Source organism: Paeniglutamicibacter psychrophenolicus (assembly GCF_017876575.1).
GTDB lineage: Bacteria > Actinomycetota > Actinomycetes > Actinomycetales > Micrococcaceae > Paeniglutamicibacter > Paeniglutamicibacter psychrophenolicus.
Map to the genome: position 1 here is coordinate 1894565 of NZ_JAGIOE010000001.1, position 13643 is coordinate 1908207.

Here is a 13643-nt window from a genome sequence, read left to right on the forward strand (position 1 = left end):
TCGCCATTGCGGCGATGGCACTGCTTTTGCGTGTGCGCCATTCTGGCAATGCCCGACGCCGCCCCAAGAATTCGGGAAATCCGGGGTCCGCGTTGGTTGGAAAACCTTTGTCGGGTGGCTCAAGGAGGCAACCATTCCGATTCGTTGCGAATTCCCGGCCCAGTGTCCGGTGTAATGATCAGCACCTAGAACAGGCGTGGTTCAGGGGTGCGCCAGTAGGTGTTGCGCCTCGGTTTTTGTTCGGGGTCCATGAACTTGGGCAGGATGACCGAGAAGAGACCGTCGTCGTCGCGGACGACCTTGAAGAGCCCGGCATGGAAGCCATGGTGGGCGTCGGGACAGCAGGGGGCCCCGAGGTGGATCGCGGTCCTGCCGCCGTCGGCGTAGAAATCAAAATGGTGGATCTCGAGGTGTTCGGGCGGAACCGCGCAGCCTGGCATGATGCATCCTCCGTAGAGGGCAATGATGGCCGCGCGCATGTAGTCGGGAAAGAATCGTTCCTCCTGGCCGAGGTCCAGGATCCGGGATTTTCCGTTGAGGGTCATGGGCACGGCTCCGCCGTTGCACAGGGCCTGGCGCAATTCCGCCGGTGTCAGTTTTTGGCCATGGCTGGTGATGCCGTGGGTGTCGGCCAGTCCGCGCAGTTCGTCCAGGGTCGCAACGATGAAGGTCGTTGGGGAGGGTATGCCGATGGTTTTCTTCCTGGTGCGTGGTTGGCCGGCCGCCCGGATGAGGTTGACCAGTCCCTGAAGGTGTCGTTGCGGCGGGGTGAGCCCGTCGCCTCCATGGGCGGTGGCGTTCAGTGTTCCTGGATCGAATCGCCCGCCGCCGACCGTGGTGGTTCCGTTGCCGGCGAAGAGGCTACCGGGATTGCCCAGGCCCTCGGGATCCAGCGACAGCTTCCGGATGGTGTCCGGGTCGGTGAGCGGGGCGCCGGTGGCGGGGTCGGTGAGGAAATCTGGGAACCCCGAGCTGGTGCCGGGCTGGCCGTTGGAACCGTTGGAACCGTTGGAACCGTTGGAACCGTTGGAACCGTTGGTCCCGGCGTCGTTGGCCGTGGCGGGCGCGCCTGCACCGGTGCCTGTTGTCGTGATGGTGGCCAGTGCCTGGGCGAGCAGCCCGTCGCGGTCACCGGCCTTGGTCTTCGGGTTGTCGGTGCTGGCGCACAGGGCCAGCAGGGCCTCGGTGTCCCGCGGCATGGTGCGCAGCAGGAACTCGCCGACGCCGCCGGTGGTGCCGCGGTAGAACAGTCCGGTCTTGGCCCGCAGGATCTCCTCGGGGATCTCCTTGGGTCCCTTTTCGAGGGAAGTTTGGATCCCGGCCAGCAGCTTCGCGGTGGTGCGGGGATCCTGGGTGCGCACGGACTCGGCGACCTGGTCCTCCAGCTCCCCGGCCAACCGCGCTGGTTCGGGGCGCTGGTTGATGTGCGGGGCGAGTTCCTCCAGCTTCCGTGCTGCGGCCCCGATCTGGCCGGGGTCGGCGGTCCCGTTGGCCAGGTCCCGTGCCAATACCGGGAACTTCGGCGGGGTCGGAGCTCCGTCGTGGTCGGTGCCCGGCAGCAGCCGATCGGTCGAACGCATCCGTTCGCGGGCCACGAAGAAGTTGATGTGCAGCAAGCCGGTGAGCATCGCGGTGGTGTCCTTGAAGACCGGCCTCCCGGTGGGGACCGTGGCCGGATCCTCCGGCAAGAGCACCGTCCCCTCCACATAGGGGGCCGGGTTGTCGTGGATGGCGGTGATCCTGGTGAAGGTCTCTTGCGGGAGCTCGTGGGCCAGGGTGCGGCGTGCGGTCTCGGCGGCCAGCAGCTGGGTGTGCACGGCGGTGCGGTGCGAGTCCTCGGCAAGCTGGGCGAACAGCACTGCCTGCACGGGGGACTTGGTGCGTGCGGCAATGCTACGGCCCAGGTCCCTGACCAGGGCCTGGGCCTCGAGCAGGGCGCGCAGTTCATCGTCCGGCGACACGTGGTGTCCCGGGGCGCCGCGGGTGCCCGCGGTGAGTTCGATGAACCGGTCCGTTTCCATGTCCACCAGCATGCGCCGAACCGGGGTGCCGCGGGGGCGGTCGCAGGAATCTGTGGATAACTATTTTTCCGGGACCGGATGTCGGGGGACCACCGGCACCAGCAGGCAGGAATTGATGGTCGCGGCCCGGCTGCGCGCCCCGGCGTCCTCGGCGGGGTCGCGGAACCATGAGCGCAGGGCGGGGTTGCGTGCCTTCTCGCGTCGACGCGCCTCGTCGATGGCCGCGCGTGCCGCCCACCAGCCCGGGCCGTCCTGGATGCGGGCGGTGCTTTGCGACGCCACGGACCTGTTTGTCCCGAAGCCGATCCCGAATCGGCAGTCGCTGTCCTCCGGCAGGGCCAGGCGCAGCATCAAGGTGGCGCGCAGTGCGTCGGGGACGGCCTGGAACTCGTCACCGACCGTGGCTTCCCAGTCTTCAAGCGCAGTGACATGGCTGGCGATGTCGGTGAAGGCGGATTCAATGGTGCGTTGGCTGGCCTCGCGGTCATCATGCGAGCGCGAACCGACGATGTCCATGATCACCGGCACGACGGTTGGGGTGGGGCTCATGACCCGAGTACAGAACCAATATCGTTCCAGAAATAAGTGTCTGGCCTATGTCTCGGGGGTCATGAGGTGGCGGATTCGGCCGGCCACATGCCGACGGCCCCGTCGCCGGGGGAAGCCATTTCGCGTTCCGTGTGGAAAGCCCGCAGGCCGCGGGCCTGGTAGTTGGCGATGGCGGTCGGTCCGTCCAGGGTGCAGGTTTGCACCCAGACCCGCGACACTGCGCCGAAGCCTTCGAAGCGTGTATCCAGGTCCCACGCCCGGGAAATCCCCTCGGTCAGCAACGCGCCGCCCAGGCCCCGGCCGATGCAATGGGGGAACAGGCCGAAATACGCGATCTCGACCTCGGTCGCACCACCCTGGGCGCGTCCCGCCAGTTCGATGTAACCGCCCGGTGCCCCGTCGACGTAAAGCACATGTGTTTCGGTGCCCGGGGCCAGCAACAGCGATTCCCACGCGCTGCGGGTCAGAGCCAGGCGGTCGGCCCAGTTCCATCCGCTGCCCACGCCCCGGTAGAGGAACTTGCTGAATTCCGGGGTGATCGCCTCGACCCGTTCGATCCTCGCCCCGTCCGGCAGGGCCCGCCCGGAAGGGACCAGTTCGTCGGGGGAAAGCTGCTGCAGATGCGTGGTGGTGACTTCAATCATGGCTTCCATGATAGGCAAGGCGGTGCCCGGCTTTGGCGACGTCGATAGACTGTGAGGCGTGACTTCCACCATTGATTTTGCCCAGGTTCCCGATGCCCCCCGCAGCGACGATGCCGCGCTCCTGGATCGGTTTGCCACCGACCTGCGGGCGGCCGGATACGGGCACGAGTCCATCACCGAGTTCCTGGGCGAGGTCGCCCACGAGGCGTTGATGCGCGATGCACTCGTCCCGGCACTGCGCCGCATCTCCTCGCTGCCGGAGCCCAGCGCGCTGGGGACCATGCTCGGGCTGTTCATGCTGGGAACCGATGCGGGGCACGACGAGCTCGCCGCCGCGTTCGAGGCCACGGGAATCGACGGGCTGTTGCGGCTCGATGCCATCGAACCGTCCGACGGAGGCAAGGGACGGTGGCGGGCCAAGATCGACCTGCGCCCGCACGCCTCGGATGCCGACGCCGAGCTCTGGGTCGCCAGCGACCTCGGCGCCCACCAGCGCCAGGGGGTGCTGCGCCACGACCACGTGCTGGGCATCGGCCAGGCCTCGTTGACCCTGGCACAGACCACCATCCGCCCGCAGGTGGACACCGCCCTGGACCTGGGCACCGGCTGCGGGATCCAGGCCTTCCACCTGCTGTCCCACGCCAGCAAGGTCGTAGCCACCGACATCTCGTCCCGCGCCCTGGGCTTCACCCGCTTCAACCTGTTGCTGAACCACCGGGCGCTGGGCATCGACCCGGGGAACCTCGCCGCACGCGTCGAGCTGCGCCTGGGCTCCCTGCTCGAGCCGGTGGAGGGCGAGCGCTTCGACCTGGTGGTTTCCAACCCGCCATTCGTCATCACCCCGCGACCCGAGGGCCAAGACGACGCCGAGCGCTTCACCTACCGCGACGGCGGGATGCCCGGGGACACCCTGGTGGCAACCCTGGTGCGTTCGATCCCCGGGATCCTGAACCCCGGGGGCAGCGCGCAGATGCTCGCCAACTGGGAAATCACCGCCGCGGCATCCGAGGGGGAGGAACCGCAGTGGAGCGACGGCCCTCGCTCCTGGCTCACCGCAGACACCGAGGCGTGGTTCATCCAACGCGAGGCGGTCAGCCCCACGCAGTACGCCGAGACCTGGCTTCGCGATGCCTCGCAGGGGCGGGATCCGAAGGAGTTCGCCCTGCAGTACGGCGCGTACCTGGATGACTTCGCCTCGCGCAATGTCGCAGCCATCGGGTTCGGCATGGTGTGGCTGCGCCGCCCGGTGGCCGGGAGCGCCGGAATCGGGAGGCTCTTCGAGTCCATCGGCTACCCCATCGAGCAACCAGTTGGCCCGTACCTGGGCCGCGACATCGCCGTGGCCGACGAGCTGGAGTCTCGGGACGTGGGCGCCCTGCACCTGGTGGTGGCCGAGGACGTCACCGAGGAACGCCACCAGCGTCCGGGCGCCGAGCATCCGGGCGTGATCTTGTTACGCCAAGGTGCCGGATTGCGGCGGACCGAAATACTTGACACCGCCCTGGCCGGCTTCGTTTCCGCCTGCGACGGGGATCTGGATGTATCGTCCCTAGTCGGTGCGCTGGAGTCGCTGATTGCCCCGGGCGATCCGGAGTTTTCCGCAAGGCTTTATGAAGGGGTCGTTCGGCTAATTAAGCGTGGCTTCCTTTTGGAGATGCGAAACAACCGCTAAAGTTTTTTTATATGAGCCAGAACACTTCCCCGGGACCGGGTGCCAGCAGCCCTGGCCTGTCACCGGCGCCGCCCCAGCCGGTGTCCATCAGCGACCCGCAAGCCATCCGGGCCCTCGCCCACGAGGCGCGGTTGACGGTGCTCGAGGAACTCTTCGCCTCGCAGTCCACGCGCACCGCCACCGAGCTGGCCACGCGCTGCGAATTGACCCCCAGCGCCATGAGCTACCACCTGCGCGCCTTGGAGAAATACGGCTACGTGGTCCGCGCCGCCAGCGAGGGCGACGGACGTGAGCGCCGGTGGAAGGCGGCCGGCAGCCAGCTCGTGCTCGGCTCGCTCTCGGATTCCACCTCCGCGAAGAACGCCTACCTGAACGTGCAGCTCAACGCGTTCCGCGAACGGCTCTCCGCGGAGATCGCCCGCCGTGACAAAGAACGCAGGGAAGGCAAGGCACCGGAGCCGGACCGCGCCCCGGTGCTGACCACCGGGGTGGTCTTCCTCTCGGAATCCCAGCGCAAGGAATTCATCGCCAAGGTCTACGACCTGCTCTATGAATACGAGGCCCTGGCCGAACCCGAGGCCCGCGGCGTGGACGGGGACCGGCTCTACTACATGCTTTCCTTCCTGCCCGAAATCCGCGACGGCCAGGTCCGCTGACACCACGCGGCACGGGCGGGAAAACGGGGTCCCGGAGTCGCTGCTTGCCTTGGGGCGCAAAAATACGGCTAACCTAGAGCAGGGAATGTGCTGTGCGCCCACTTTGGTGCACCACTGGTTGCTAATAGGAGTGCTGTGCCCGCCAAGGCCAAGGAAAAGACCGGAATGAAACTCGTGATCGTGGAGTCCCCGGCTAAAAGCAAGTCGATCGCCAAGTACCTGGGCGACGGCTTTGAAGTCGATGCCTCGGTGGGGCACATCCGCGATCTGGCGCAACCCGCCGATCTGCCCGCGGAGATGAAGAAGGGCCCCTACGGCAAGTTCGCCGTGGACGTCGAGAACGACTTCGACCCCTACTACGTCGTGTACCCGGACAAGAAGAAGCGGGTCGCCGAACTCAAGGCCAAGCTCAAGGGCGCCGACGCGCTCTATCTCGCAACAGATGCGGACCGCGAGGGCGAAGCCATCGCGTGGCACCTGCTCGAGGTGCTCAAGCCCAAGGTCCCGGTGTACCGCATGGCGTTCACCGAGATCACCCAAGAGGGCATCAACCGTGCCATGGAGAACATCCGGGAGCTGGACACCGACCTGGTCAACGCCCAGGAAACCCGCCGCGTGCTCGACCGCCTCTACGGCTACGAGATCTCCCCGGTGCTCTGGCGCAAGGTGGCCCGCGGCCTGTCCGCCGGACGCGTGCAGTCGGTGGCAACCCGCCTGGTCGTCGAACGCGAACGCGAACGCATGGCCTTCCGCAGCGCCTCCTACTGGGACCTGACCGGAACCTTCGCCACGTCCAACGGCGAATCCTTCGGCGCGAAGCTCTCCTCCGTCGACGGGGCCCGCGTGGCCACCGGCCGCGACTTCACCGACCGCGGCGAGCTGAAGACCCCCAAGACCGGCTCCGTCGCGCACCTGGACGAGGCCAAGGCACAGGCCCTGTCCGCCGGTTTGGCCGATGCGGACTTCGCCGTCACCAACGTCGACGAGAAGCCCTACACCCGCCGTCCGGCAGCGCCCTTCACCACCTCGACGCTGCAGCAGGAAGCAAGCCGCAAGCTGCGCTGGAGTTCGAAGTCCACCATGCAGGTCGCCCAGCGCCTGTATGAAAACGGCTACATCACCTACATGCGTACCGACTCGGTGTTCCTGTCCAACGAGGCGGTCAACGCCGCACGCAAGCAGGCCGCCGAACTCTACGGATCCGAATCCGTACCGGCCTCCCCGCGGCTCTACAAGGCCAAGTCCGGATCCGCGCAGGAGGCCCACGAGGCCATCCGCCCGGCCGGCGACTCCTTCCGCCGCCCCGCCACCGTGCGCGCCCAGCTTTCGGCCGACGAGTTCAAGCTCTACGAGCTGATCTGGAAGCGCACCGTCGCCTCGCAGATGGCCGACGCCAAGGGCTTCACGGCCACCATCAAGCTGGCCGGCACGGCAACCACCGGGCAGGTCGCGGAATTCTCCGCCTCCGGCACCGTGATCACCTTCCGCGGGTTCATGGCAGCCTACGAGGAGGGCCGCGACGCAGCCCGCGAGGCCGAGGCCGCGGAGGCGGCCGAGGAGGCACGCCTGCCGCAGCTGAAGGTCGACGACGCACTGGCCGGCACCGGCATCGACGCCATCGGGCACACCACTTCCCCGCCGGCACGCTACACCGAGGCCTCGATCGTCGCGGAGCTGGAGGCCCGGGAGATCGGGCGCCCCTCGACCTTCGCACCGACCATCTCCACCATCATGGACCGCGGCTACGTGACCAAGCGCGGAGGCGCCCTGGTGCCCAGCTGGATCGCGTTCTCCGTGATCCGCCTGCTGGAGGAGCACTTCGGCAAGTACGTCGACTACGACTTCACCGCGCGCCTGGAAGACGACCTGGACGAGATCGCCCACGGCCAGAAGGGCCGCACCGCCTGGCTGAAGGACTTCTACTTCGGCTCGCCCGAGACCGGGCAGGTCGGCCTGGAATCGGTGGTCAACAACCTCGGCGACATCGACGCCCGCGCCATCAACTCCATCGAGATCGCCCCGGGCATCGTGCTGCGCGTGGGCAAGTTCGGCCCGTACCTGGAAAAGCCGCTGCCGGCCGACGCCCCCGAGGGCACCGACCCGCAGCGCGCCAACGTGCCCGAGGACCTGGCCCCGGACGAGCTCACCGCCGAGAAGGCCATCGAGCTGATGGAGACCCAGGGCCCGAGTGAGCGCGTGCTGGGCACCGACCCGGAGACCGGGCGCACCATCGTGGCCAAGGACGGGCGCTACGGCACCTACGTCACCGAGGTCATCGTGGAGCCCACGGCCGAGGAACTGGCCGCCATGCCGGTGGAGTACTACAAGAACGGCAAGCCCAAGCCGCCGAAGAAGCCGGTCAAGGCCAAGCCGCGCACCGGTTCGCTGTTCAGCTCGATGACCGTGGAAACCGTCACGCTCGAGGAAGCACTGCGGCTGATCTCGCTGCCGCGCGTGCTGGGCGTGGACGCCGAGGGCGTGGAGATCACCGTGCAGAACGGCCGCTTCGGGCCCTACCTGAAGAAGGGCACCGACTCGCGCTCCATCGGCTCCGAGGAGGAGATCTTCACGATCACCCTCGAGGAGGCGCTGGCGATCTACTCGACGCCCAAGGTCCGTGGCGCCCGTGCCGCGGTGCCGCCGCTGGCCGAGTTCGGCGTGGACCCGGTCTCGGAGAAGAACATCGTGGTCAAGGAGGGACGCTTCGGTGCCTACATCACCGACGGCGTCACCAACATCACGATCCCGCGCGACACCACCCTGGAGGAGCTGACCCGGGAGAAGGCCATCGAGCTGCTCGCCGACAAGCGGGCCCGCGGTCCGGTCAAGCGCACCTCCGCGGCCAAGGCGCCGGCGAAGAAGGCACCGGCGAAAAAGGCCCCGGCCAAAAAGCCGGCGGCCAAGAAGACCGGCAACTAGCCGCACGCGGCAAGGGGCCACACACATGAGGATGACACCATGAGGCTGGGCGTACTGGATATCGGGTCGAACACTGTTCACCTGTTGCTGGTCGACGCATATCCGGGCGCCCGGCCGGTGCCCTTCGCCTCGCACAAGCGCCCGCTCTCGCTGGTCGCCTACCTGGACGAGCACGGGGCGATCACCCAGGCCGGCCAGGACGAGCTGCTGGACTTCGTGCACGAGGCCGCGCAGTTCGCGATCAACCACCACGCGGAGGACCTGTTGGCCTTCTGCACCTCGGCGATCCGCGAATCGGCCAACGGCGAGGCCGTCCTGGCCCGGGTCGTGGCCGAGACCGGGGTGAAGCTGACCGAGCTGACCGGTGAGCAGGAGGCCGGGATGACGTACTACGCGGTGCGCCGCTGGTTCGGCTGGAGCTCGGATTCACTGCTGAACCTGGACATGGGCGGCGGCTCCTTCGAGCTCGCCCTGGGCCAGGACGAATTCCCCACCGTGGCCCATTCGGTGCCGCTGGGCGCCGGAAGGCTGACCCGCGACTGGCTGGAGGCGGACCCGCCCTCGATCAAGGACGTCAAGGCGTTGCGCCACCACGTCCGCGAGGTGCTGGCCGAGCCGGTGGCCGAGCTGCGCCAGTTCGGCAAGCCGACCATGGTCACCGGCACCTCGAAGACCTTCAGGTCGCTGGCCCGGATCACCGGGGCCGCCCCGTCCGCGGAAGGGCCCTACGTCAAGCGGGTGCTGCGCGCCGAGTCGCTGAAGCTCTGGACCAACCGGCTCACGGCGATGAACTGGGAGGAGCGTTCCGAGCTTCCGGGGGTCTCGGCGATCCGTGCCCCGCAGCTGCTGGCCGGTGCCATCGTGGCGCTGGAGGCGATGAACGCGATGAAGGTCAAGAGCCTGCGGATCTGTCCGTGGGCGCTGCGCGAGGGATTGATGCTGCGTAGGTTCGACCACGTCCTGTTTGACTCCACCGCTCCGCTCAGTAGTAGCGTGGGTGTCGGAGAGGTGGCACTGGGACAATCATCGGTATTGTCGATGTCCCAGGGCAGCAACGTTCTGTAGCGAAAGACAAGGGGCACAGGATCCATGGTCGAGTCAGGCACGGGCGCCAAGGCCCCGATCCCGGTGGCGCTTTCCAGCGCATCGGTCTACCCGCTGAATGTCCACGACGCCTTCGCGGTGTCCAACGACCTGGGCTACGACGGCGTCGAGGTGCTGGTCACCGGGAACCAGGTGTCGCAGGACGCGATGGCGCTGAACCGGCTGGCCGAACGCTACGAGCAGCCGGTCATGGCCATCCACGCCCCCACGCTGCTGCTGACCCAGCAGGTCTGGGGGACCGCGTGGAACAAGATCGAATCCGCCGCCGCGATGGCCGTGCAGGTCGGCTGCGACGTCGTGGTGGCCCACCCGCCGTTCCGCTGGCAGGGCACCTACGCCACCGAGTTCGCCACCGGCATCCGCCGCATCATGGAGGAGTACGGGGTGAAGATCGCGGTGGAAAACATGTACCCGTGGCGGGCCCGGGGCCGCGAGGCCAAGATGTACCTGCCGCACTGGAACCCGGTCCCCGAACCCTACGAGTTCGTCACCTGGGACTTCTCGCACTCGGCGATCGCCGACATGGACTCGGCGGTGGCCTTCCGCGACCTGGGCCGGCGGCTGACCCACGTGCACCTGTGCGACGGGCTGAACAACGGCAAGGACGAGCACCTGGTGCCCGGCCGCGGCACCCAGCCGGTCATCGAGGCCATCGAGTACCTGCGCGACTCGGACTGGGACGGGGTGGTGGCCGTGGAGGTCTCCACGCGCAAGGCCAAGGGCGCCGGGGAGCGCGAGGCCTGGCTGGGCGAGACCCTCGAGTTCGCCCGGAGGCACCTGGCCCCGGCCAACGAGGGCGCCGCCTCGGGAACCCACTCGAACTAGGCGCCGCACGCCGGCAAACCGGCCGGGCCGGGCGCCGGACGTGGAACAATGGGCAGATGACTTCCGTGCTTTCGACTTCCGCCCTGGCCGCCAACAGACTTGCCTTCCTGGGCACCGGATCCATGAACGGGGCGGTGCTGCGCGGCATCATCGCCACCGGCTACAGCCCGGCGGCGATCGTCGCGACGTTGCGCAGCAATGCCAAGGCCCACGACCTGCGCGCCGAGACCGGGGTCACGGTCCTGGTCGGGGAACACGACCCGGAAGCCAACCGCAACGCCGCCAGGGGAGCCGACATCGTCTTCCTGGGTGTCAAGCCCGTGGGCATCGCCGCCCTGTGCGACGAGATCAGGGACGTGCTCAAGCCCACCGCCGTGGTCGTCTCGGTGGCCGCCGCCATCACGATCGAGATGATCGCCGCCCACCTGGCCCCTGGCCAGCCCGTGGTCCGCTCCATGCCCAACACCCCGCTGAAGGTGGGCGCCGGCGCCGTGGGCCTCAGCGCCGGGGAGACAGTCACGGAAGCCGCACTGGCCGCGGTCGCCAACCTGTTTGCCGGCTCCGGGGTGGTGCACGTGGTGCCCGAGTCCCAGCAGGACGCCGTCTCGGCAGTCAGCGGTTCCGGGCCGGCCTACGTGTTCTACCTGGTCGAGGCCATGGCCGCGGCCGGGGTCGAGCTGGGCCTGGATGCGGCGCTGGCCACCGACCTGGCCCGCGCCACCGTTGCCGGGGCCGGGAAAATGCTCTCCGATGCGCAGGCCGATCCCTCCGCCCTGCGCCAGGGCGTGACCAGCCCCAACGGCACCACCGAGCAGGCCATTGCCACCTTCGACAAGGAGGGCCTGCCGGGAATCATTGCCCGCGGGGCCGCCGCCGCTGCGGCCCGCGCCGCGGCCATCACCCGGGAACTGGCCTAGGACAAACAAAAGTTCCCCCTGCCTGCGTGTTCACGCAGCGGCAAGGGGAACTTTCCACTTCCCGCCGCGGCCCGGGACCGGGGCGGCACCGGTGCGTCGGTGGCCTTAGGGCCGGGCGGCGAAGCGCTCGAGCAGGTCCACGTGCCCGGAGACGATCAGCACGTCGCGCCGGGTGACCTTGGTGTCGGGCTGGGCGTAGGTGAAGTCCTCGCCCGGGGACTTGACCCCCACCACGGTGATCCCGTACTTGGAGCGCACCTGGGACTCGGCCAGCGTGAAGCCCTGGGTTTCCTTCGGCGGGTACATCTTCACGATCGCAAAGCCGTCGTCGAACTCGATGAAGTCAAGCATCCGCCCGCCCACCAGGTGCGCGGCGCGGACCCCGGCGTCGGCCTCCGGGTAGATCACGTGGTTGGCGCCGATGCGGGTGAGGATCTTGCCGTGCGATGGCGTGATCGCCTTGACCCACAGGTGCTCGATGCCCAGGTCCACCAGGTTCACGGTGATCAGCACGGAGGACTCGATCGAGGTGCCCACGCCCACGACGGCGGAGGTGAACTCCTGGGCGCCGAGCTGGCGCAGCGCATCGATGTTGGTCGCGTCGGCCTCCACCACGTGGGTGAGCACCGAAGCCCACTTCTGCACCAGTTCCTGGTTGCGTTCGATGGCCAGCACCTCGCGTCCCTGCTTGACCAGTTGCTCGGCCACGGAGGCGCCGAAGCGGCCCAGCCCGATGACCAGCACCGGGGCGTTGTGGTCCGTGTTCTTCTCAGCCAATGATGGGCCTCTCTTCGGGGAAGTGGTAGAGCTGGTTGCGTTGGCGCAGGGTCAGCGCCGCCGCAAGGGTAATCGTACCGATTCGGCCGGCAAACATCAGCGCGGAGAGCACATACTTGCCCGCCGGCGGCAATTCGGCCGACAGGTTGGTGCTCAGCCCCACGGTAGCGAAGGCCGAGATCGACTCGAACAGCGCCCGCGAGAGCGAGGTCCCGGAAATCACCAGCAGCGAGGCGGTCGCCAGCATCACCAGCGTGGCGCCCAGGACGATGACCGAGATGGCCACGCGCATGGTGCCCTCGGGGATGCGCCGGCCGAAGGCGCGCACGTCGGTGTCGCCGCGGGCCTCGGCGAAGATCGCCAGGAACATCACCGCGATGGTGGTGACCTTGATGCCGCCGGCCGTGGAGGCCGAGCCGCCGCCGGCGAACATCAGCGCGTTGGACAGCAGCATCGTCACCTGGTGCATCTCGCCCTGCTCCACCAGGTTGAACCCGCCCGAGCGGGTCATCACCGAGGCGAATACCGAGTGGATGACCTTGTCGCCGTCGGACATGTAGCCGATGGTGTCCGGGTTGGTCCATTCGGCCGCGGCCCACAGCAGCGCCCCGGCCACCAGCAGGATGCCGGTGACCAGCAGGGTCAGCTTGGCGTGCAGCGACCACTTGCGCGTGTTGAAGCGGTGGGCCAGCAGCACCATCAGCACCGGGAAGCCCAGCGAGCCCAGGAAGACCCCGAGCATCAGCGGGACCAGGATCCACAGGTCCGTCTCGTAGGGGACCAGCCCGTCGGAGTGCGGCGTGAACCCGGCATTGTTGAAGGAAGAGACGGAGTAGAAGATCCCGTGCCACACGGCCTCGCCCACCGGTTCGCCCAGGATCAAAAAGCGCGGGACCAGCATCAGGGCCAGCGCGATCTCGATGGCGACCGAGGTGGTGATCACGATGCGCAGCAGCGAACCGACCTCGCCCAGGGTGGAGGCGGCGGAGGTGTTCATGGAGTTCTGCGCCATCAGCTTCCCGCGCACGCCCAGCCGCTTGGACACCGCCAGCGAGAGCACCGAGGCCAGGGTCAGGATCCCCAACCCGCCGACGAACACCGCGATGATCATCACCAGCTGGCCGAAGAACGACCAGTGGGTGGCGGTGGAGACGACGGTCAGCCCGGTGACGCAGACCGCGGAGACCGCGGTGAACAGGGCGTCGTAGAAGGGCGTGGGTTCGCCGATCGCCGAGGACACCGGCAGCGCCAGCAGGGAGGTGAACAGCGAGATCACGATGACGAAGGTGAACAGGGCCAGGCGCGCGGGGGAGCGGACGGTGAAGTCCGAGACCAGCGCCCGCCACTGGCCCACGCGCGTGCGCCATCTGGCCGGTGCGCCGGATTCGGCGCCGGCCCGTCGTGCTGGTTCGGAAAAGGGAGGCGTTCCCATGTGTATAGCTCGGCTCCAAGACTTGGACATCTTCGGTGCGGAAGCCCTGCCCCGCAAGCTCCCACAATAAACCATGCCGCCACGGGTTCCGCCGGGGAACGGCGCGACGCGCGGCCCCGGGGTGGGA

The 13643-nt window shown here is 68.0% G+C and carries 11 protein-coding genes; 6 read left to right on the top strand and 5 right to left on the bottom strand.

The features are described from left to right. Positions 1 to 185 precede the first annotated feature (185 nt). From JOF46_RS08450 to JOF46_RS08460, 3 genes are read right to left on the bottom strand one after another with little or no spacing between them, the layout of a single operon-like run. Positions 186 to 2021 (bottom strand): HNH endonuclease signature motif containing protein, encoded by a 1836-nt coding sequence (locus JOF46_RS08450; protein ID WP_245348056.1) that lies wholly within the window; start codon positions 2019 to 2021, stop codon positions 186 to 188. A 60-nt stretch (positions 2022 to 2081) separates the two neighbouring features. Then, complete coding sequence (locus JOF46_RS08455; protein WP_209906916.1) at positions 2082 to 2570, bottom strand: SatD family protein; 489 nt, start codon at positions 2568 to 2570, stop codon at positions 2082 to 2084. Between the two features lie 59 nt (positions 2571 to 2629). Further along, a complete protein-coding gene (locus tag JOF46_RS08460; protein ID WP_245348057.1) occupies positions 2630 to 3214 on the bottom strand; it encodes an N-acetyltransferase in 585 nt (194 codons plus the stop codon). 58 nt (positions 3215 to 3272) lie between these two features. On the opposite strand from JOF46_RS08460, the gene JOF46_RS08465 reads away from it, so the two are divergent. The 6 genes from JOF46_RS08465 to proC all read left to right on the top strand — a co-directional run bounded on the left by JOF46_RS08465 (position 3273) and on the right by proC (position 11307). Beyond that, entirely contained in the window at positions 3273 to 4886 is a 1614-nt protein-coding gene (locus tag JOF46_RS08465; protein WP_342592404.1) for a DUF7059 domain-containing protein, read from the top strand. Positions 4887 to 4897: 11 nt separating this feature from the next. Then, positions 4898 to 5542, top strand: a complete 645-nt coding sequence (locus JOF46_RS08470) for an ArsR/SmtB family transcription factor (RefSeq protein WP_209906917.1) — start codon at positions 4898 to 4900, stop codon at positions 5540 to 5542. A gap of 135 nt (positions 5543 to 5677) precedes the next feature. Continuing rightward, complete coding sequence (gene topA / locus JOF46_RS08475; RefSeq protein WP_209906918.1) at positions 5678 to 8461, top strand: type I DNA topoisomerase; 2784 nt, start codon at positions 5678 to 5680, stop codon at positions 8459 to 8461. A 39-nt stretch (positions 8462 to 8500) separates the two neighbouring features. Then, positions 8501 to 9526 carry a Ppx/GppA family phosphatase gene (locus JOF46_RS08480; protein ID WP_209906919.1) on the top strand — a complete coding sequence of 342 codons (1026 nt, stop codon included), beginning with the start codon at positions 8501 to 8503 and terminating at the stop codon, positions 9524 to 9526. Positions 9527 to 9550: 24 nt separating this feature from the next. Continuing rightward, the gene (locus JOF46_RS08485; protein ID WP_209906920.1) at positions 9551 to 10390 is read left to right on the top strand and encodes a sugar phosphate isomerase/epimerase family protein; all 840 of its coding nucleotides are present in this window, start codon (positions 9551 to 9553) and stop codon (positions 10388 to 10390) included. A 56-nt stretch (positions 10391 to 10446) separates the two neighbouring features. Continuing rightward, positions 10447 to 11307, top strand: a complete 861-nt coding sequence (gene proC / locus JOF46_RS08490; RefSeq protein ID WP_209906921.1) for a pyrroline-5-carboxylate reductase — start codon at positions 10447 to 10449, stop codon at positions 11305 to 11307. Positions 11308 to 11412: 105 nt separating this feature from the next. Here the strand turns inward: proC and JOF46_RS08495 are convergent, their stop codons facing one another. After that, on the bottom strand, positions 11413 to 12051 hold the full coding sequence (locus tag JOF46_RS08495; protein ID WP_113761830.1) for a potassium channel family protein: 639 nt from the start codon (positions 12049 to 12051) through the stop codon (positions 11413 to 11415). 25 nt (positions 12052 to 12076) lie between these two features. Next, on the bottom strand, positions 12077 to 13516 hold the full coding sequence (locus tag JOF46_RS08500) for a TrkH family potassium uptake protein (protein ID WP_209906922.1): 1440 nt from the start codon (positions 13514 to 13516) through the stop codon (positions 12077 to 12079). Between the last annotated feature and the right edge of the window lie 127 nt (positions 13517 to 13643).